The following is a 19928-nucleotide window of genomic DNA, read 5'->3' as shown; positions in this document are numbered from 1 at the left end:
TGGCAACCGCACTGTCACTGAGATTATCGTGTCTCACTTGAGGGGTGCAGTCCAGTGCACTAAATTGGCTCTCCGGCGGTGCACTCAAGGACGGCGAAAGCGAGATCCATGTGTTGGCCGGGGCAGTTCGAAGACCGGGCCCTCGAACCTCGTCCGGCCGTCGCACGACATCACCACGAAGCGGAATCGACCCCACAGCGGGGATTACGGTGACGGTGCACTAAATTGGCTCCGGCGGGGCACTCAAGGACGGCGAAAGCGAGATCCATGTGTTGGCCGGGGCAGTTCGAAGACCGGCCCTCGAACCTCGTCCGGCCGTCGCACGACATCACCACGAAGCGAAATCGACCGGACAGCGGATAATTCCGGTCGCAGTTTCCGTTGCATTGAGCCGAGCAGGACATGCCGCTCCACGGCTCTGGCCGCAGGCCACGTTCGTCGATCGTCACGCAGCTGCCGGCCCGCTGGTCGCATGACGCCACCAGCTTCATCGTGCCGCCATCGAGATCCAGAACGCGCCCGAAACTGCCGTCGTCGCGCTGCTCCTCGACGATCAGTTCCGGAGCGAGTTCGACCGTCCCATGGGCGCGAAGCGCGAGTTCGCCAGGCGTCGGTCCGTTGATAATTTCAACAGTGGCGGGAGCCGAAGCATCTGTTGCGGGAGCCTGCACCGGCCATGCGAGGGCCAAGGCAAAGGTCAGCAGGCACGCCAGGGCGCGCAGCGGCGCGACAGCGAGGCGGGTCATCGGCATGGCGATGGGCCCGAATACATTTCGGCGTCGAGCTGTGCCTCGAGTTTGCTGAGCGGCACGCCCTCGCCGCGTTCGATCTCGGCGATGGCTTCGGCCAACAGCGGCTTGGTCCATTCCAATGCATCATGCGCGCAACTGAGCGCGGCGGCCCGTTGCGCGAGCTCGGCTTCCTGCACTGGGGTCAGCATCACGCCTTCGGCGGCCAGACTGTCCCAGAGGTCAGTCAGGAGGTCGAACCGTTCCTGAAGCGTGAGAGCGGCAATATCTTTGGGCGTCATACGCGAAGAGCCTTTGAAATCGTCGCACTAGTGAGGAGCGTTGCCGATAGACGTCAGAACGCCTTCGGCAATCCGGCTTGCTTCAGAACGGCATTGGCGAGGTGGCGCGACGGAATGGCGTTGTCGACGACGAAGCGGTGGCCGTTGATCGGACTTTGCCAGATCTCATGATCGCCGCGTCCATGCCTTACGAATTCGCAGCCCGCTTCGCGCAGGATCTTCTTGAGCTCGGGCGTGAAGCTCTTCATGCGGCGACGTGGGCGCGCACCTTGGTGGAGATCGAGGCGATGATCTCGATGGGGATTTCGGTCTCGGTGAGATCGGAGCTGTCGGGACTTTCCAGCAGGTCCTGGATGATGCCGGGAAGCTTGGCGGCCAGCTCGTTGAGCGTTGCCGCGCCGGTGGCGAGGCCCGGCACGTCCAAGCTTTCGGCGACCCAATAGCTGGCTTCTGGATCCCAGGTCGCGCGAACGACGATCGTCGACATCTCGGCGTGCTCCTCTGCTCCATGCATGTTGTGGCGCGCCGTTCGGAAAAATCAACCCCGCAGCGTCGTAATCTCGAGCCAGCTCGCCGTTTGGAGCAGCCAAATTCAGCAGGTTTGTCGGCGTGCCAAGCTTTGGCCGAGCCCGAGGCGCAGAATTCTTATTGCGCTTTATCCGAAATCATGCTTTACTCCCCGCATCCCGTCCCACAGAGGGGGCGCTTCGCGGTCGTCACGGACGTCGGGTGCGGGATGCGGTGGGCGCATTGGGGCGCAGCGTGGGCTTGCTCGCGCGGACGAACGATCCCGATGCGACGATGAAGTCGCGTGGTTCTGGCATCGCGGTGCTGATGCCAAGCAGGCCGATGACGAGTCGCCTGCGACGGGGGCAAGACAGCCGTTCCCCGGGAAGATCGCGTATAAGTCGTAACACCATCGCGCAGGGAAGGCCGGGTGATCTCGGCTGAGCCTGTGGTTCTGCCGCGTGCTTTTTTGTTGCACGCGGACCATGGGCGCCGGCCGGCGCCCGGTCTTCCCTGCGCCCTCGCTTCTCCAGAGGGTGACGCGTTTCGCAAAGCTCGGGCGGATCACGCCGCGAGAACGGAATTCCATGCGTTGTGCACAGTTGCAGGACTTGCTTCGCGCGGCCTCAGTCGGTGCGGCGATCGTGGCGCGCGCGTCGTCGCGCCTCGGCCAAGATGTCGCTCATGGTCGCGGTGCTGATGCGCAGGCAATCCGGATGCAGCAGCGCCGCGCGATAGCAGGCCAGTTGCTCCTTGCGGCTGAGGGCCTGCCATTCGGCAAGCTCGGCCTCGCCTGGCGGAAGGGCAGACGGGAGGAGCCTGGGTTTTGGATCAGTCATGCCTCATCGTAGCCCGGGTCAGCCGCTGAGGCGAGGCGCGGTGCGGTGGCCGTAGCTTTCCGGGGAACCCGGCCGGTCACACTCGCGTGTGAACCGTGGCGGTGAGGCGGGAAAGTGCCGGGGAGCGGGTGCCTCACGGGCGCCTTTGTGCTAGCGTCAAGATCCGGGCAACCTGGAGAGATTGTTGAGCGGTGTGACCCCCGAGCCGGCCGGGCCGGCAAGCAGCACCCCCGACGCCCTTGCGCGGCTGAAGCTGGCGCAGGCGCTGAAGCGGGCCCGATTGGCCATCGCCTGGGAGCATGGCTGGCCGCATCTGGCGCGGCTGCTGATGGTCGTCGGCCTGTTCCTGATCGTGTCCTGGGCCGGGCTTTGGCTCGGCCTGCCGCTGCCGGCGCGCGCGGTCGGCGTCGCCCTGTTTCTGCTGCTTCTCGTCGGTGCCGCGGTGCCTGCGCTGCGCTTCCGCTGGCCGAGCCGTGACGAGGGCCTCGCCCGGCTCGATCGCGGCTCGGGCATCGCCCATCGGCCCGCGACCGCGCTGACCGATACGCTCTCGACGCAGGATCCGATCGCCCGCGCGCTGTGGCAGGCGCAGCGCGAGCGCACGCTGGCCTCGATCAAGCGGATCCGCGCCGGAACGCCGCGGCCGCGGCTGCTGCTGCACGACCCCTGGGCCGTGCGCGCGCTGGTCGTCGTGCTGCTGGTCGCGACCTTTTTTGCCGCCGGCGACGAGCGGCGGATGCGCCTCGCCTCGGCGTTCGACTGGAACGGCGTGCTGGCGCCGGTGACGATCCGCGTCGATGCCTGGGTCAAGCCGCCGCTCTACACCGCCAAGCCGCCGATCATCCTCTCCGCCGCCAACAAGGAAGGCGCGGTGCCGTCGAGCGGTCCGATCCTGGTGCCGGCCGGCAGCACGCTGATCGTGCGCTCCAGCGGCGGCACGCTCGACGTCATCACCTCGGGCGGCGTCGCCGAGGCAGCGCCTGCCGAGGTCGCGGCCGGCGAGGCCGCGCCGAAGGGCACCACCGAGAAGCATTTCATCATCAAGGCTGACGGCACCGCGCATGTCCGCGCGCCCTCCGGCCAGCCGCAATGGGCGTTCGCGGCGACCCCGGACCAGCCCCCGGTGATCAGCTTCGCCAAAGATCCCGAGCGCCAGGCGCGCGGCGCGCTAAAACTGTCCTACAAGCTCGAGGATGATTACGGCGTCACCGAAGCCAAGGCGCGTGTCACTGCGCGCGTCGCCGAAGCCAAGCCGGCGGATGCGCATGCGGCGCGGCCGCTGTTCCAGCCGCCGGAGTTCGCGCTGGTGCTGCCGAATGCGCGGACCCGCAACGGCGTCGGCCAGACCCTGAAGGATCTCAGCGAAGATCCCTATGCGGGCGCCGAGGTGACGATCACGCTGACCGCCAAGGACGAGGCCGGCAACGAAGGCAGGAGCGAGCCGTTCGACACCCGTTTGCCCGAGCGTCTCTTCACCAAGCCGCTGGCGCGGGCGCTGATCGAGCAGCGGCGCATCCTCGCGCTCGACGGCAACCGCAACAGCGACGTGTTCACCGCGCTCGACGCGCTGGCGATCGCGCCGGAGATGTTCACGCCCGATCCCGGCCAGTATCTCGGCCTGCATTCGGTCACCCGCCAGCTCGAGGCCGCCCGCACCGACGATGCGCTGCGCGAGGTGGTCGCGAGCCTGTGGTCGCTCGCCGTCACCATCGAGGACGGCAACATCTCCGACGTCGACAAGGCGCTGCGCGCGGCCCAGGACGCGCTGAAGCAGGCGCTGGAGCGCGGCGCCAGCGACGAGGAGATCAAGAAGCTCGCCGAGGATCTGCGCCGGGCGATGGACAACTACATGCGCCAGCTCGCCGAGCAGCTGCGCAACACCCCGCAGATGGCGCAGCGGCCGCTCGATCCCAACACCAAGCTGGTGCGGCCGCAGGACCTGCAGAACATGATCGACCGCATGGAGCGCCTGTCGCGCTCCGGCGACAAGGACGGCGCGCGCGAGCTGCTCGAGCAGCTCAAGCAGATGCTGGAGAACCTGCAGACGGCGCAGCCCGGCCAGGGCGACGAGGAGCTCGACAAGATGATGGCCGAGCTCACCGACATCATCCGCAAGCAGGACCAGCTACGCAACAAGACCTTCAAGCAGGGCCAGGACTCCAAGCGCGAGCGCAATTCGCGCGGCTCGCGCGACCAGTCCGGCCAGGCGCCGGTGCCGCTGCCGAAGGAGGTCGAGGTCATTCTGAAGAAGTCGAAGGAGCTGCGGGACAAGACGCGTGGTGCGTCGCCCGAGGAGCTCGAGGACATTGCCCGGCAGCAGGAGGGCCTGCGCTCGCAGCTGCGGGCCTGGCGCGAGTCGAAGGGAGCGCAGTGACGCATGACCGACAGGATCAAGCCGGTGCCGCGCCGATCACGACACGCCGTTGATGCCCGGCCGCGTGGGCGCGCGCTGCTGCTGGCGGGCGGCGTGCTGCTGGGGTGCAGCTTCGGCGGCGTCGCCGCGATGGCCGATCCGCTCGACGAATATCTCGATCGTGCGGAACGCGCGATGCAGGACTCGGCTGACAGCCTCAGGGGCAAGCAGTCCGACCAGAGCGTCAATCACCAGTCGTCGGCCATCCGCGAGCTCGAGCGCTATCTCAGCACCGAGCTTCAGCAGGACCAGCAGGAGCTGCGTAAGCGGCTGCAGGAGCTGAAGAAGAAGCTCGCCGAGCGCGGCATCGACATGGACAAGGGCGGCCAGAAGGATGGTCAGAAGGACGGCCAGCAGCCGGGCGACCAGGCCGATTCCGGCGATCAGGACGGCGACGGCAACAGCTTCGACCAGGCCGACAGCTCGATGGGCGATGCCGGCGACCAGCTCGGCGAGGGCAATGCCGAGGGCGCCGCGGGCTCGCAGGGCAAGGCGCTCGATGCGCTGCAGAAGGGCCTGAACGCGATGGCCAATGCGCAGCAGGGCGATGGCGACCAGCCGGGCGACGGCCCCGGCAACCAGCCCGGCCGCGACTCGCGCAAGGCGTGGAAGACCGATCCGCTCGGCCGTCCGATGCCCAGCCGCGACATCGACGATCTGTCGCAGAAGATCCCCGGCGAGATCGACGTGCAGCGTGTCCGCCGCATCCTCGAGGAGCTGCGCCGCCGCTCCGCCGATCCGTCGCGGCCGCAGATCGAGCTGGAGTACATCGAGCGGCTGCTGAAGGACAATTGACGATGGCGGCGGCCCACATGGCGTTCGTGACGCTGTGAGCGGGCGGCGCGGCGATGACCGAGCAATGTCTTGCCGTGATGCGTTCGTTGCTCAGGCGGTGACCAGCTCGTGAATCACGGGCGACAATTGGCCAGCGCCGAGCTGCAGCGTCGCCAGCGTGACCGGCAGCTTGAAGCGGCGCGGGCCCGCGCTGCCGGGGTTGAGGTAGAGCACGTCACCGACGGTCTCGATCCGTGCGCGGTGCGAGTGCCCGGAAATGACGACGTCGATGCCGGCCGCGGCCGGATCGATCTGCAGGTCGTGGACGTCGTGCACGAGATGGAAGGAGCGGCCGCCGAGCTCCACCGTCCGGGTGTGCGGATAGGCCTCCGCCCACGCGGCCGTGTCGATGTTGCCGCGGATCGCGGTGACCGGCGCCAGCAGGCGAAGCCGGTCGATGATCTCGGGCCGGCCGATATCGCCGGCATGCAGGATGTGATCGACGCCGGCCAGACATCGCTCCGCCTCCGGCCGCATCAGGCCGTGGGTGTCGGAGATGATCCCGATCGTCGGCATCGGTCCCGCCCGTCTGATGCGCCGCGCCTCAGGCGATCGCGAGGATCTCGATCTCCTGGCCCGACGCCTCGACGACATCGCCGGCCGCCTTGCCGATCAGCAGCCGCGCCACCGGCGACACATGGGAGATCATGCCGCGCTTCGGATCGGCCTCGTCCTCGCCGACGATCGTGTAGGTCTGCACGCGGCCATCGCCGCGCCGGAACGTCACCGTGCTGCCGAATGCGATCGTGTCGGTCGAGGCCGGGGGCGGCATCACCTGCGCGGTCCGCAGCCGGCTCGCGAAATAGCGCGCATCGCGCAGCGGCAGCGCCTGCTCGCGCCGCCGCTCGTTGACGTCCTCGATCGCCTGCGCCGCCTCATAGGCCGCCTGCGCCTGATGCAGCTGGTCCTCGATCGCCTTCAGGCCCACGGCGGTGACGAGATTGGGATGCGGCGAGACCGGCCGGTCCGGCAGCAGCGTCTCCGCCGCCGTCTCCGCGCTCTCTTCCTTGGTGAATGCAACGCTCAAGCGCCCGATCTCCTGCAAAGCGCCGAGTCAGGCGGCGCGTCGGGGAGAGATCATGCCGTGCGGGCGGATTTCAAGTCGCACCTGCGCCCTCGCCAACGCCCGCGCCGCAGATGCGCAAATAGGACGGTCCGCCCTTGACAGGCGCCACCAACAGCGTTTGAATATACGAACTATAGTTCGCAATCCGAACCATAGTAGATCAAAATGCCCGCCGTCAAGACGGGCGTCAAGCAGGAAACGTCGGAGCCTCCAAGTGGACGAGGACAGCAAGGCTGGCAAAAGCGTCGTGCAGTCGCTGGCCAAGGGCTTTCAGGTGCTCAACGCCTTCACCAGCGAGGAGCCCGAGCTCGTGCTCGCCGACGTCGCGCGCCGCGCCGCGCTCGACAAGGGCACCACCTTCCGCCTGCTCAACACGCTCTTGATGCTCGGCTATATCGAGAAGGTCGGCGACACCAGGCGCTTCCGCCTGACGCTGAAATGCCTCGACCTCGGCTTCAACGCGATCGCGCGCTCCGAACTGCGCGACCAGGCGCGGCCGATCCTGCGCAGCCTGGTCGGCGAGATGAACGAGGCCGCCTCGCTCGCCGTGCTCGACGGCAGCGACATCGTCTATGTCGAGCGCATCCAGGCCGGCCTTGTCCGGCTCGGCGTCGACGTCCGCATCGGCAGCCGCGCGCCGGTCTATTCCACCGCCGTCGGCCAGGCGCTGCTCGCGCTGCTGCCGGTGGAGACGCAGATCGCGGTGCTCGAGGCGCAGCCGCGCATCAAGCGCACCGAGACCACGATCACCGATCTCGACGCGCTGCTTCAGCGCCTGCGCCAGGTGAAGGCCGCCGGCTACGCGCTCTCCAATCAGGAAAATGCACCGGGGCTGTGCGTGCTGGCCGCGCCGGTGATCGATCGCGACGGCGTGCCGCTCGCCGCGATCAGCGTCGCGGCACCGACCATGCGCATGTCGGCCGAGGCGTTCGAACGCATGGGCGTGGCGCCGCTGCTCAGGGCCGCGGCGCAGCTGTCGCGCGCGCTCGAAGCCATGGGCGGCGCCATCGCCACCGTTTCCAACCGATGACATCAGAACCGACCACCTGGGAGACCGATATGAGCGTCATGACCAATTTCAAGGGGATCATCCCGGCGATCGCCGTCCCCTTCAACGCCGACCACTCGATCGACGAGGCCGAGCTGTCGCGCTACGCGACTTGGCTCGGCAAGCGCCGCGGTATCGTCGGCATCATGACCAACGGCCACACCGGCGAGGTCTTCAGCCTCACCGCGAAGGAGCGCGCCGAGGTGACGCGCATCGTCGCCAAGGCGCTCAGCGGCATCTGCCCGACCATCTCCTCGGTGGTCTGCGAGGGCATCAAGGACGGCATCGAGCATGCGCTGATGGCCAAGGAAGCCGGCGCCACCGCGCTCGACATCATGCCGCCGCATCACTGGCTGCGCTTCGGCTTCAAGCGCGAGCACTGCCTCGACTATTTCGGCGCGATCGGCGAGGCGACCAAGCTGCCGCTGATCGTGCACGTCTACCCGGCCTGGACCCGCGCCTCGTTCTCCTCCGAGCTGCTCGCCGAGCTCGCCCGGCTCGACCACGTGCAGGCCTTCAAGATCGGCACCCGCGAGATGAACAAATACGCCCGCGACCTCAAGGCGATTCGCGCGGCGGCGCCGCACAAGGCGCTGCTGACCTGCCACGACGAATATCTGCTGGCTTCGATGGTGCAGGGTGTCGACGGCGCGCTGGTCGGCTTTGCCTCGCTGATACCGGACCTGATCTACGATTTGTTCGCCGCCGTCACCGCCGGTGACCTCAAGCTGGCGATGAAGCTGCAGGCCATGATCGATCCGCTGAAGGACGCGGTGTATGGCGGCGGCGAGCCGACCGGCGAGGCGCATGGCCGCATGAAGGCCGCGATGCAGGTCGCCGGCGTCGTTCGCGACGCCACGGTGCGCCCGCCGACGCATGCGCCGAGCGCCGAGGAAATGGCCGCGATCCGCGCCGCCGTCGCGGCGGCCGGACTGACGGTGCAGGCTGCGGCCTGATCTTGCGACGACAAGGCGGCCGGGCCCGGCCCGGCTGCCTGCGGCGATGAACGACAAGCAAGACAAATCCAGGGACGACGCTCATGCTGATGATGGATGTCGACAATGCACCCCGGCGCGCATCTGCCGCGCCGGACGATGTGCTGATCGCGATCGACCAGCTGTCCAAGACCTATGTGTCGGCCTCGGGCGCTGCGGTGCATGCGCTGAGCCGGATCTCGCTCGACATCAAGCCTGGTGAATTCGTCTGCGTCGTCGGTCCCTCAGGCTGCGGCAAGAGCACGTTGCTGCGCCTGCTCGCCGGACTCGACGACTACAGCGAGGGACGGCTGCTGCTCGATGGCGAAACCGTCGCCGGACCGTCGCGCAAGGTCGGCGTCGTGTTCCAGGCCGCCAACCTGCTGCCGTGGATGACGGTGCGCGACAACGTGCGGCTGCCCCTGCGCGTCGGTGGCAGGCACGCGCCGGCGGGCGACCGCATCGAGCGTCTGCTCGCGGTCACCGGCCTTGCCGATTTCGGCGACAAATACCCTTACGAGCTCTCCGGCGGCATGCAGCAGCGCGCCGGCATCTGCCGCGCGCTGGCGCGCGATCCCGAGATCCTGCTGATGGACGAGCCGTTCGGCGCCCTCGATGCGCTGACGCGCGAGCGCCTGAACCTCGAGCTGCAGCGCATCTGGCAGGAGAATCGCAAGACGATCCTGCTGATCACCCACTCGATCTCGGAAGCCATCTTCCTCGCCGACCGGGTCATCGTGATGTCGGCGCGCCCCGGCCGCATCCTGGCCGACCTCCATGTGCCGATCCCGCGGCCGCGCAGCTTCGACGACATCGTGCTGCATCCGGACTATGCGCGGCTCGCCAAGGAGGTCCGCGGGCTGCTCAACGCCCAGGAGCACGGCCATGACTGATTTCGCCAACATCGCCGCGTCAGCCATATCGCAGAAGCCAGCAAGCTCACGCCGCCGCATCAGCCTGGGATCGCCGATCGCCTGGATCGGCCTCGCCGTGCTGATCCTGAGCTGGATCGCTGCGGTCAACCTGCTGAATATCCCGTCCTACATCCTGCCGAAGCCCGAAGCCGTCGTCCGAGCGCTGTGGTCCGGGCTCGCCGTCAGTCCCGCCAGTTCGCTCGGCTACTACCTGCCGCTATGGAGCACGCTCAGCAATGCCGCCGTCGGCTGCGCCATCGGCGTCGGGCTCGGACTCGTCATCGGCTCGCTGATGGCCGAGGTCGAGGCGATCGAGCGGCTCGTGATGCCCTATGCGTTCGCGCTGCAGAGCCTGCCGAAGGTGGCGATCGCGCCGCTGATCGTGATCTGGTTCGGCTTCGGCGACGGCTCGAAGATCGCGATCTCGGCGCTGCTGTCGTTCTTCCCCGTGCTCATCAACAGCTTCACCGGCCTGCGCGCCGTCGAGCCCGAGCGCATCGACCTGATGCGCTCGCTGTCGGCCTCGCGGCTCGAGACCTATCGCATCGTCAAGCTGCCCAACGCCGCGCCCTTCATTTTCGCAGGCCTCGACATGGCCGTGGTCTATGCGCTGCTCGGCGCCATCGTCGCCGAATTCCTCGGCGCCCAGCGCGGCATGGGCGTCGTGATCACGCAGGCTCAGGCCGTCTCGGATGTCGCCGGCGTGTTCGCCGCGCTGATCATTCTCGGCGTGCTCGGCATCGTGCTGCACGGGATCGTACGCTGGTGCGAGGCGAAGGTCGTGCACTGGGGCGCCAATCGGAAAAAATAGAACAGGGAGGAGCAGAGGATGGTTTCGCGCAGGTCATTCCTGAAGAGCAGCGCCGGTGCGGCGCTGTTGATGAGCGGCACGCCGGCCGGCCTGATTGCGGCGGAGTCGCGCAAGATTCGCTTCGGCGTCGGGCTCAAGGCGCTCAATGCCACCGTCATCAATTGCGTGATCGGCGAGGCGCTCGGCTACAATGCGCAGGAGGGCTTCTCGCTCGATGTCCAGGCGCTCGGCACCAATGCCAACGTCCAGGTCGCGACCGATCGCGGCACGGTGGCGATCGGCGTCGGCGTGCCATCGACGGCGCTGCCGCTGCTCGCCAAGGGCGAATGGGGCGGCGCGAAACTGTTCTATCAGTATACCTATCCCTACAAATGGGACATCGCCGTCCCGCCGGGCTCGGCGCTGAAGAGCTACACGGACCTGAAGGGCAAGAAGATCGGCGTCTCGGATTTTGGCGCCACCGAATATCCGGTCACCAAGAACGTGCTGAAGGCGCTCGGCCTCGATCCGGAGAAGGACGTGAGCTGGGTTGCGGTCGGCAACGGCACGCCGGCCGGCGTCGCCCTGCAGCGCGGCGTCGTCGATGCCTTGGCTTATTTCGACACTGGCTTCGGCCAGATCGAGGCCGCTGGCATCGAGCTGGTCTATCTGCCGCGCCCGACCACGATTCCGATGGTCGGCGGCCAGTTCCTGATGGCGATGCCCGCGACGTTCGAGAAGGACAAGGATCTCCTGATCGGCTTCGGCCGCTCGGTCTGTAAATCTTCGCAGTTCCTGCTCGCCAATCCTGCGGCCGGCGCCAAGGCGTTCCTCAAGCTCTATCCTGAGACGGCGCCGCGCGGCGCCAGCGAGGACGAGGCGGTCAAGGCCGTGCTGCAGTCGATCAGCCGGCGCATCAAGCTGTACGCGCCGCCCTATGCCGATACGAAGATGGGCGCGATCAACGAGCAGGAGTTCCGCACCGAGGCCGCGATGAACGGGCTCGACATCAAGGACTATGCCGCGCTCTACACCAACGAGCTGATCGACAAGATCAACAATTTCGACGCGGTGAAGGTCAAGGCCGAGGCGGCTGCGTACAAGGGATGAGCGAACAGCATGACGACAGCAGCTCCGGTCGCCGCCACGCGGTGGTGACCGGAACCAGCTCGGGCATCGGCCGCGCCATCGCCGAGCGCCTGCTCGCGGGCGGCTGGCGCGTGACCGGCATCGACCGCGCGCCGCCGGCGCTCGTGCATGTGGATTTCGACGGCCTGCAAGCCGACCTCGCCGAGCCGCGCGCGCTGACCGCGCAACTCGCCGACATCGGCCCTGTGACCGCACTGATCCACGCCGCCGGCTATATGCGCGTCGGCCGTCTCGGCGAACTTGCGCCGGACAACGGCGAAGGCATGTGGCGCGTCCATGTCGGCGCGGCGGAGGCGCTGGCGAACGCGCTGGCGCCTGTGATGGGCGAGGGCGGCCGCATCGTGCTGCTCGGCAGCCGCACCGCCAATGGCGCGGCCGGCCGCAGCCAGTACGCTGCGACCAAGGCCGCGCTCACGGGCCTCGCGCGCTCCTGGGCGATCGAGCTCGCGCCACGCCGCGTCACCGTCAACGTCATCGCTCCCGCTGCCACCGATACGCCGTTCCTGCGCGATCCCAGCCGCGCCGGCACCGCGCCGGTGCTGCCGCCGATGGGCCGCTTCGTCGACCCGGCCGAGGTCGCCGCGCTCACCGCCTTCCTGCTGTCGCCGGAGGCGGCCGCGATCACCGGACAGACCATCACCATCTGCGCAGGCGCCTCGCTTTGAAGCGGCGCGTGCGACCACGATCAGGAGAACGACCATGACCGTCCGTATCGTCGACGTCCGCGAGGTGACGAAGCCGATCTCATCGCCGATCCGCAACGCCTATATCGACTTCACCAAGATGACGTCGAGCCTGGTTGCGGTCATCACCAATGTCGAGCGCAACGGCCGGCCCGTGGTCGGCTACGGCTTCAACTCCAACGGCCGCTACGGCCAGGGCGGCCTGATCCGCGAGCGTTTTCGCGCGCGCCTGCTGGAGGCCGATCCGGCGTCGCTGCTCGACGAGACCGGCGACAACATCGACCCCGACAAGGCCTGGGCGGCGATGATGAGCAACGAGAAGCCCGGCGGTCACGGCGAGCGCTCGGTCGCGGTCGGCACGCTCGACATGGCGATCTGGGACGCGGTGGCGAAGATCGCCGACAAGCCGCTGTTTCGTCTGCTCGCCGAGCGCCACAGCCGCAAGGCCGATCCGCGCGTGTTCGTCTACGCCGCGGGCGGCTACTACTATCCCGGCAAGGACCTCTCGGCGCTCCGCCGCGAGATGCGCGGCTATCTCGAACGCGGCTACACCGTCGTCAAGATGAAGATCGGCGGTGCGCCGATCGCGGAAGACCGCCAGCGCATCGAGGCCGTGCTCGCGGAGATCGGCCCGGCCAATCAGCTTGCCGTCGACGCCAATGGCCGCTTCGATCTCGAGACTGCGATTGCTTATGCCAAGATGCTGCGCGACTATCCGCTGTTCTGGTACGAGGAGGCGGGCGATCCGCTCGACTATCACCTGCAGGCCACGCTCGCCGACTTCTATCCCGGCCCGATGGCGACCGGCGAGAACCTGTTCAGCCACCAGGACGCCCGCAACCTGATCCGCTACGGCGGCATGCGCCCCGATCGTGACTGGCTGCAGTTCGACTGCGCGCTGTCCTACGGCCTGTGCGAATATCTGCGCACGCTCGATGTCCTCAAGACCTATGGCTGGTCGCCGTCGCGCTGCATCCCGCATGGCGGCCACCAGATGTCCCTCAACATCGCCGCCGGCCTCGGCCTCGGCGGCAATGAGAGCTATCCCGACCTGTTCCAGCCCTATGGCGGCTTCCCCGACGGCGTGAAGGTTATCGATGGTCACATCACCATGCCTGATCTCCCGGGCATCGGCTTCGAAGGCAAGTCGGATCTTTATGCGGAGATGCGCGCGCTGAGCGCCTGAGTCGAAGGACGCCGCCGGACGATTGCCGGTTACGACGCATCATGGCCGGGACGAGCCCGGCCATGATGGACAAACAAGGATTCTCGCGGCTGGCTCAGCGCAATGCGAGGCTCAATCCTCCAGCAGGTTCTCGCGCAGGGTCGAACCGGTATAGCGCGTCCTGAACCGGCCACGGCGCTGCAACTCGGGAACGACGAGATCGGCAAACTCCTCGAAGCAGCCCGGCGTGTAGGTGGCGGCCAGCATGAAGCCGTCGGCGCCGCCCTCGTCCATGTAGTGCTCCATCTGGTCGGCGATGTCCTTGGCCGTGCCGACCGCCACCGGCATGCCCATGCCCTGCGCATAGATCATCGCGGCCTCCTTCACCGTGACCGGCGCGCCGCCCTTGGCGTAGATGATCGACTCGAACAGGCCCTGAATGCCCGGTACCTCGATGTTCTGCACGATCGCATCGCCATCGAACTTCGAGAAGTCGAGCCCGAAATGGCCGGACATCCAGGCGAGCGCGCCCGCAGGCGGAATGCATTCCTTGATCCGCGCATATTTCTCCAGCGCTTCCGAGCGCGTCTCGGCGACCACGGTCTGCAGGCCATAGATCAGCTTGACCGATCCCGGCTTGCGGTCGAACTTGCCGGCCAGCCGCTCGTTCAGGTCGGTGGCATACTGCTTCATGCGGTCGACGTTCGGATGCACGGCGAAGATCGCCTCGGCATGTTTGGCGGCGAAGTCGCGCCCCTGGTTGGACGAGCCGGCCTGCCACAGCACGGGACGGCCCTGCGGTGACGGCGCGCAGAAGTGCCGGCCGTGGCACTTGTAGTATTTGCCCTCGTGGTTCACGACCTTGATCTTGGCCGGGTCGGCGTAGATGCCCGAGGCCTTGTCGGCGATGATCGCGTCCGGCTCCCAGGAATCCCACAGCTGGTAGCAGACCTCCATGTACTCCTCGAGCCGGTCGTAGCGGCCGCTGCGCTCGGTCATGGTGTGGCCATAGGCATCCCATTCGCTCTTGGAGTAGGACGAGACGATGTTCCAGGCGACGCGGCCATTGGAGAGATGATCGAGGCTCGAAAGCCTGCGGCACATCGAATAGGGATGCTCGAACGCCGTCGACAAGGTGACGCCGACGCCGAGATGCTTGGTCGCCGTGGTGATGATCGGCACGATGGTCGATGGCTCGTGGGTCGGGCACTGCACCGCCCATTTCACGATCGCGTCCGAGCTGTCCTCATGGGTGTTGTAGGGCGCCAGCTCGTCGGCGATGAACATGGCGTCGAACATCCCGCGCTCCATGGTGCGGGCCATGTGCTGCCAATATTCCGGCCGGGCGAAATCCCAGCCGATCTTGTCCTTGACGTGGCGCCACATGCCGGTGGCATGACTGTTCACGCCGTGCTGGATGAATCCCAGAAGATGAGCCTTCTTCTTCGTGGTCGTCGTCATGTCGTTGTCTCCTGCGTCAGGAATTCATCTGGCCGAGCTTCGATGCGTGCTGGGGGCCCGTCTCCGTCACGTGCTCTTCTGCTCGACGAAGAAGGCGAGGCCGCATCCGGCGGCGGTCACCAGTGCGAGCAGCGGGCCCGCATAGATCATGGCCGGGCTGAAGCCGGCGCCGGCGATGATGACGGCGGATGCGATCACCGACAGTGCGGCGAGGCTGCCATATTGATAGTTCGGTACGTCGTTGGGTTCCGGCGCGCCGCTGCGATATTCGGCGATGGCATTCTGCAGACCACGCCAGAATCCGGCGAGAAAGAACACGGTCACGGCAATGCCGACGAGGGTGATGAAGATGTACATGCCTGGCTCCATTGAAACGTGTCGAGGGAAAGCGGCGCGCCGAGGCCCGGCGCGCCGTCGTGCAGCTATTCGGCGGGGGCCGAGACCTCGTCGCCGATGCGGCGCAGGCCGGCCAGATCGAAGTCCTTGCCGCCGATCAGGCCGGCGACGAGTACGGTCAGGCCGCTGATCGCGACGATCGAGAGGGTGCCGATCAATTCTCCTGCGGTCGCATAGATCGGCATGCCCACGGCGATCGCGAGCGCAATGCCGCCGACGAAGCCGACCATGTTGGTCTTCGGCCACAGGATCGAGAGCACCAGTGGCAGCAGGATCGAGGTCTTCAGCGCGTAGGTCGTCAGCACCAGCGTCGTGAAGTCCAGGCCCGACAGCACGATCAGCGTGGCCACGATGCCGCCGAGCAGCACCGACACCTTCGTGATCACGAACAGGCTGCTCTCGGAGGTCTGCGGGAAGTAGCGCTTGACGATATCGACGGCGACGACCGAGGACAGCGCGGCGCTGGCGCCGTCGATGGTCGAATAGCAGGCGGCGAGGATGACAAGGACGTAGAGCAGCACCAGCGTCAGCCCGAGCCCGATATGCGAGACGATGTAGGGGCCGACCGCGACGATGTCGCCGCCGAAATCCGACGGCTTCAGGCCGTAGGCGATGCCGACCAGGCCAAGCATGCCCAAACAGATCGGGATCGGATAGAACAGCGCGCCCGACCACAGGAACACGCGGCCGACATCACGGCTCTTGATCGCCCACACCTTCTGCCAGAACGTCTGGTCGGAGACGGTGGCGGCGAGCAGGCCGAACGCCAGCGTGATGCCGAAGCCGGCCGCCGCATCGGGACGCAGCACCGACAGGTTGCGGGCGTCTGCCGCACCCGCCGCGTTGAATACGGCTTCCGATCCGCCGGGGATCACGGCGTACACCGCAGCCACCACGATCGCCGCGGGCACCGTGATCATCAGTGTGTTGAGCGTTCCCGTCATCACGCTCGTCCACAAGCCTCCGAAATAGGAGTAGGCGAGCACGCAGATGATGCCGACCACGGTCGCGACCTTCCAGTCGATCCCGAATACGGTGGAGATGACGACCGACGTGCCCTTCAGATTGATGAGGATCTCGAGAATGATTCCGAAGATCATGGTGACGGTCACGATCGCCGTCGCTGCCTTCGACCTGCTGAAACGATATTCGATGAACTCCGAGATCGTGTAGCCCTCCGGCATGTTCTTGCGCAGGATGCGGGCGAACGGGATCATCGCCATGACCGCGAAGCCATTGGGCACCACGAACCAGAACAGGCCCGACAGGCCCCATTGATAGGTCATGGCCGAGCTCATCATCACGGCCATCGCCCAGGTCCATACGGCGATGACCGAGCCGACGCCGAAGCCGAAGCCGACGCGACGGTCGGCGATGATGAAGTCGTGGGTGTTCCTGACGAGCAGGGTCTTCACGGCGTAGGACAGGGCGAGCGAGAACAGGCCTAGTCCGATCATCGACGCGAACCCGAGGGTCGGCGTCAGACTTGGCATCGCGGCAAAGATAGACTTGTCCATTGCGATATCTCCGGGGTTCAGGAACTGGGGTGAAGCGTGTGATAGGTGCGGGCGTGGTACAGCAGCGGCGCGCCGCCGGCCGCCTGGGCCGCGGTGACGTCGCAAAGCACGATGGCGTGGTCGCCGGATGGGATCAGCTCGACGATGTCGGCCGTCAGGTGCCCGAGCGCGCCTGCGATCAGCGGCGTGCGCCCGTTGGGTCCGGTCAGCGCCACGTCCTCATAGGCGCCTGGCGCGAGCTTGCGGGCGAAGCGGTCGGAGAGTTCGCGCTGTCCGGCGCTGAGGAGCGAGATGCCGACGCATGTGCCGGCGCCCAGCGATGCGTAGCTTTGGCTGCTCTGCGCCACGCAGAACAGGACCCGTGGCGGCTGCAGCGACACCGATGTCAGGGAGGTGGCCGTGAAGCCGTGGAGGTGGCTGCCGCGCCAGAACGTGACGACGCTGACGCCGGACGCCAGCTGACTGAAGACGTCCTTGAAGCCCTGTCTGAGGCACTCTGCAGCAGTCATCGTGGCTTCGATCGTGCTCATGATATCTGACCTTCGAAGGCAAGCGTTCGATTGTCCCGCAGCGGCCGGATTACCTGCTTCATGAACGGCCCGGCATCGCGCATCGGGTCGTCGAACTGGCAGACGATGCGGTCGAGGCCCATGGCCTGCAGCCTGGGGATGCGGTTGCGGATGTCCTCGAAGGAGCCGATCAGGCCGAGCTCGAAGCCGGCATTGGAATCGACCATCTGCTCCTCGCCGAGCGCGGCCCAGGCGGCGGCGCCGGAGCTGCCGATCACCTTGCGGAAGAAGTCGATCGTCTCGGAGTTGCGGCGGGCGACCACCGTCTTCCAGCGCTGCTGCGCCTGCTCGGTCGTCTCGGTTGCGATGACATAGGCGTTGGCCGCGATCAGGAGGCGGCGGCCCCAGCCGTTGGCTTCCTGCCGCACCGCCTGGATGCGCCGCTTCAGCTCCTCGTCGCCCATGCCATTCAGGAACAGGCAGTGGCCCCACTCGGCCGCCATCCGCATGGCGCGGTCGGAGTGGCCCGCGATCCAGACCTCGGGAAGCGCATTCTGGTCTAGGCCGTAGGTCGGAGGCTGCTTGATCTCGACCGACTGCGCCGCTCCCGCGCCGACGTCGGTCTCGACGATCTCGGCCGGCGGCTGGAACAGGCCGTACAGCGTGCGGAGAAATTCGCTGGCGCGGTCGTAGCGGCCGTTGTGATCGAGCCAGTCGACACCGGACAGATCGAACTCTTCCTTCCACCAGCCGCAGACGATGTTCATGCCAAGCCGGCGCTCGGCGATCTTCGACAGCGTGTCGAGCATGCGAGCGACCAGGAAGGGTGAGCGGAAGCCGGGCTTGATGGCGCCGCACAGCCCGACCTTGCTGGTCACCGCGGCAATGGCAGCCATGATGCTCCAGGCGTCGGCGACGCTTTCGCTTGGACCATGGATGCAGTTGAGCAGATTCTCCGACGCGTAGAGGAAGTCGAACCCGAGCGCCTCGGCCTGCTGCGCGATTGCGAGGCAGGCTGCGACGTCAGGGCCGGTCGGTGCGTCGAGCGAACGCAGCCATCCGCCATAGACGGGAAGCCAGATGCCGAACTCCATCACGCCACCTCGCATGTCTTGACAGGCGCGTGCGGATCACGATCGGGGGGCGATCTGTCATCGGCTCTTATCGCAGAAGTCGCAGACGGCATGTCGTCGCTGTCCTCGTCCGAAGAATTCGTCCGAGATCAATTAGCAAGCGTCCTGCCAAACAGGGGCGCGCCGAGCCGTGCGATGGTGGTGCTGAAAATTACGGCGCGATTGATCGATAAAGCGCCCAGCAATGCCCGCCGTGACAGCATATCCGGACTACATATTCATTCAGTTCATGCACACTGAAGTGTATGAATGATACGACGGCGCTTTCGATGCTGATCCTCGCGAGAATGAAACTAATTCATCGAAAGCCATCGGAGTGACTGGTTTGACGGCAGCCTTGCTCGGGAACTGGTTGGAAATTGTCCGGAGGCATGCGTTCGGCTGCGAGCCGGACGCTGCCGAGGCCAAGGAGATTCCATGACCTTCGAGCAGATGAGGATCTTTCTCGAAGCCGCTCATTTCGGCAGCTTTACCCACGCCGCCGAGCAGCTTGGGCTCACGCAATCGGCCGTCAGCGTCTCGATCAAGAAGCTGGAGGAGAAGCTCGACGTTCCCCTGTTCGATCGTTCGGGACGCCGGCTGATGTTGACGGAGGCCGGCCAGGTTCTGCTGAACGAGGCGGAACGGATCCTTCGCGACGTCGAGCTGACGATGCGTCGTGTCGAAGGCCGCCGGCCTCTGGCGCAATCGGCGCTGGTCGCCTGCACGGCGAGCGCCTACGACTTTTGGATGCCGCAGATGCTGGCGCGGGAGAGCGGCGCTGGCGTGCAGGGCGTCGATCTCATCCGTGGCAGCGTCAACGAGGTGACGGCTTACGTCATGCGAGGCACGGCCGACGCCGGGGTGACCAGCGCGATGCCCAGCCATCCGCAATTCCAGCAGGTCGCGGTGTTTGCGGATCGCCTGATCCTGTGCGGCCATCCGGAGCGCGCACGACAGGTGCCGGATGATCTCGGCTGGAAGGCGCTCGGGGAGCAGGTGCCGTTGCTCTGGGAGCACGGCGAATTGACCGCGACGCTGGCCGCGGTGCTGGCGTCGCATCGCCTCGACCCCGATCGGCTGGCGCATCCGGTCCTGAAGCTTGCCTCGAGCATGGCGGTGATCTCGGCTCTGCTCGGTGGCCGCTATATCGGCTTTGTCTCGGATCGGGCCGCGCAGCCCTGGTTGTCGGCGGGCCGGCTGGTGCGGATCGGCACACTCGAGATTCCCGTGCGGTATTGGCTGTTCGGGCTGCGGGAGCACAACATCGACCGGTTCGTGTCCCTGTTCGGTGGCCGAGCGGATTAGCTCGCGGAAAGCGTCGGCTGATAGCCGGCCGAGGATGCCCGACGGGCAGTCTGATCATGACAGCTCTGCGCAAACTGCCCGTCGAGCCAGTTTGCCGCATGCGCGCGGCCTTGTGTCGTCGGGCAAATCAGGACGATGTTTCCGCATCCCGCCTCACTCGGAGCAACTGTGCTGTTGAGGTAGGCCGGCGATCGGCCGGCCTCAAGGCTGGCG

23 protein-coding genes are annotated in these 19928 nt (G+C 66.6%); 10 read left to right on the top strand and 13 right to left on the bottom strand.

Going from position 1 to position 19928, the window contains the following annotated elements; translation table 11 throughout:
* Positions 1-170: 170 nt before the first annotated feature.
* The 5 genes from QQL87_RS36910 to QQL87_RS36890 form a co-directional block, all read right to left on the bottom strand.
* Positions 171-752, bottom strand: a complete 582-nt coding sequence (locus QQL87_RS36910) for a hypothetical protein (RefSeq protein ID WP_284424023.1) — start codon at positions 750-752, stop codon at positions 171-173.
* A complete protein-coding gene (locus QQL87_RS36905; RefSeq protein ID WP_284424022.1) occupies positions 743-1030 on the bottom strand; it encodes an addiction module protein in 288 nt (95 codons plus the stop codon). Before QQL87_RS36905 ends, QQL87_RS36910 begins: the two co-directional genes overlap by 10 nt.
* Positions 1031-1083: 53 nt before the next feature.
* A complete protein-coding gene (locus tag QQL87_RS36900) occupies positions 1084-1278 on the bottom strand; it encodes a type II toxin-antitoxin system HicA family toxin (protein ID WP_172183628.1) in 195 nt (64 codons plus the stop codon).
* The gene (locus QQL87_RS36895) at positions 1275-1517 is read right to left on the bottom strand and encodes a DUF1902 domain-containing protein (protein WP_284424021.1); all 243 of its coding nucleotides are present in this window, start codon (positions 1515-1517) and stop codon (positions 1275-1277) included. Before QQL87_RS36895 ends, QQL87_RS36900 begins: the two co-directional genes overlap by 4 nt.
* Positions 1518-2163: 646 nt before the next feature.
* Entirely contained in the window at positions 2164-2376 is a 213-nt protein-coding gene (locus tag QQL87_RS36890; protein ID WP_284424020.1) for a hypothetical protein, read from the bottom strand.
* A gap of 184 nt (positions 2377-2560) precedes the next feature.
* Between QQL87_RS36890 and QQL87_RS36885 the strand changes: the two genes are divergently transcribed.
* Positions 2561-4750 carry a TIGR02302 family protein gene (locus QQL87_RS36885; protein ID WP_284424019.1) on the top strand — a complete coding sequence of 730 codons (2190 nt, stop codon included), beginning with the start codon at positions 2561-2563 and terminating at the stop codon, positions 4748-4750.
* A gap of 3 nt (positions 4751-4753) precedes the next feature.
* The gene (locus QQL87_RS36880; RefSeq protein WP_284424018.1) at positions 4754-5584 is read left to right on the top strand and encodes a DUF4175 family protein; all 831 of its coding nucleotides are present in this window, start codon (positions 4754-4756) and stop codon (positions 5582-5584) included.
* Positions 5585-5674: 90 nt separating this feature from the next.
* Here QQL87_RS36880 and QQL87_RS36875 read toward each other — a convergent pair whose 3' ends face one another.
* Both QQL87_RS36875 and greA read right to left on the bottom strand, forming a co-directional pair.
* Positions 5675-6139: a metallophosphoesterase family protein gene (locus QQL87_RS36875; RefSeq protein WP_284424017.1), complete on the bottom strand. Its 465-nt coding sequence runs from the start codon at positions 6137-6139 to the stop codon at positions 5675-5677.
* 28 nt (positions 6140-6167) lie between these two features.
* A complete protein-coding gene (gene greA / locus QQL87_RS36870; protein WP_284424016.1) occupies positions 6168-6650 on the bottom strand; it encodes a transcription elongation factor GreA in 483 nt (160 codons plus the stop codon).
* 253 nt (positions 6651-6903) lie between these two features.
* Between greA and QQL87_RS36865 the strand changes: the two genes are divergently transcribed.
* From QQL87_RS36865 to QQL87_RS36835, 7 genes are all read left to right on the top strand, one after another.
* Positions 6904-7719 carry an IclR family transcriptional regulator gene (locus QQL87_RS36865; RefSeq protein ID WP_284424015.1) on the top strand — a complete coding sequence of 272 codons (816 nt, stop codon included), beginning with the start codon at positions 6904-6906 and terminating at the stop codon, positions 7717-7719.
* 29 nt (positions 7720-7748) lie between these two features.
* Positions 7749-8693: a dihydrodipicolinate synthase family protein gene (locus QQL87_RS36860; protein ID WP_284424014.1), complete on the top strand. Its 945-nt coding sequence runs from the start codon at positions 7749-7751 to the stop codon at positions 8691-8693.
* A gap of 83 nt (positions 8694-8776) precedes the next feature.
* Positions 8777-9604: an ABC transporter ATP-binding protein gene (locus QQL87_RS36855; RefSeq protein WP_284424013.1), complete on the top strand. Its 828-nt coding sequence runs from the start codon at positions 8777-8779 to the stop codon at positions 9602-9604.
* Positions 9597-10436: an ABC transporter permease gene (locus QQL87_RS36850; RefSeq protein WP_284424012.1), complete on the top strand. Its 840-nt coding sequence runs from the start codon at positions 9597-9599 to the stop codon at positions 10434-10436. Before QQL87_RS36855 ends, QQL87_RS36850 begins: the two co-directional genes overlap by 8 nt.
* Before the next feature lie 18 nt (positions 10437-10454).
* Positions 10455-11525 (top strand): ABC transporter substrate-binding protein, encoded by a 1071-nt coding sequence (locus QQL87_RS36845; RefSeq protein ID WP_284424011.1) that lies wholly within the window; start codon positions 10455-10457, stop codon positions 11523-11525.
* A complete protein-coding gene (locus QQL87_RS36840; protein WP_284424010.1) occupies positions 11522-12229 on the top strand; it encodes an SDR family NAD(P)-dependent oxidoreductase in 708 nt (235 codons plus the stop codon). The genes QQL87_RS36845 and QQL87_RS36840 overlap by 4 nt, the downstream gene beginning before the upstream one ends.
* 34 nt (positions 12230-12263) lie before the next feature.
* A complete protein-coding gene (locus QQL87_RS36835) occupies positions 12264-13433 on the top strand; it encodes a mandelate racemase/muconate lactonizing enzyme family protein (RefSeq protein ID WP_284424009.1) in 1170 nt (389 codons plus the stop codon).
* A gap of 111 nt (positions 13434-13544) precedes the next feature.
* On the opposite strand, the gene QQL87_RS36830 is transcribed toward QQL87_RS36835, so the two are convergent.
* From QQL87_RS36830 to QQL87_RS36810, 5 genes are all read right to left on the bottom strand, one after another.
* Positions 13545-14873, bottom strand: coding sequence for an LLM class flavin-dependent oxidoreductase (locus QQL87_RS36830; protein WP_284424008.1), 1329 nt, complete (start codon positions 14871-14873; stop codon positions 13545-13547).
* Positions 14874-14939: 66 nt separating this feature from the next.
* Positions 14940-15230: a hypothetical protein gene (locus QQL87_RS36825; protein WP_284424007.1), complete on the bottom strand. Its 291-nt coding sequence runs from the start codon at positions 15228-15230 to the stop codon at positions 14940-14942.
* A gap of 65 nt (positions 15231-15295) precedes the next feature.
* Positions 15296-16786 (bottom strand): sodium:solute symporter family transporter, encoded by a 1491-nt coding sequence (locus QQL87_RS36820; protein ID WP_284424006.1) that lies wholly within the window; start codon positions 16784-16786, stop codon positions 15296-15298.
* Positions 16787-16803: 17 nt separating this feature from the next.
* A complete protein-coding gene (locus QQL87_RS36815; RefSeq protein ID WP_284424005.1) occupies positions 16804-17316 on the bottom strand; it encodes a flavin reductase family protein in 513 nt (170 codons plus the stop codon).
* On the bottom strand, positions 17313-18389 hold the full coding sequence (locus QQL87_RS36810; RefSeq protein WP_284424004.1) for an LLM class flavin-dependent oxidoreductase: 1077 nt from the start codon (positions 18387-18389) through the stop codon (positions 17313-17315). The genes QQL87_RS36815 and QQL87_RS36810 overlap by 4 nt, the downstream gene beginning before the upstream one ends.
* A 456-nt stretch (positions 18390-18845) precedes the next feature.
* Between QQL87_RS36810 and QQL87_RS36805 the strand changes: the two genes are divergently transcribed.
* Complete coding sequence (locus tag QQL87_RS36805; protein WP_284424003.1) at positions 18846-19715, top strand: LysR family transcriptional regulator; 870 nt, start codon at positions 18846-18848, stop codon at positions 19713-19715.
* On the opposite strand, the gene QQL87_RS36800 is transcribed toward QQL87_RS36805, so the two are convergent.
* On the bottom strand, positions 19712-19928 hold a 217-nt coding region (locus tag QQL87_RS36800), incomplete at its 5' end, for a hypothetical protein (RefSeq protein ID WP_284424002.1). The genes QQL87_RS36805 and QQL87_RS36800 overlap by 4 nt on opposite strands.

The sequence above is a fragment of the Bradyrhizobium sp. SSBR45G genome (genome assembly GCF_030159255.1).
Taxonomy (GTDB): domain Bacteria; phylum Pseudomonadota; class Alphaproteobacteria; order Rhizobiales; family Xanthobacteraceae; genus Bradyrhizobium.
This window is presented reverse-complemented; position numbering and strand designations above follow the sequence as displayed.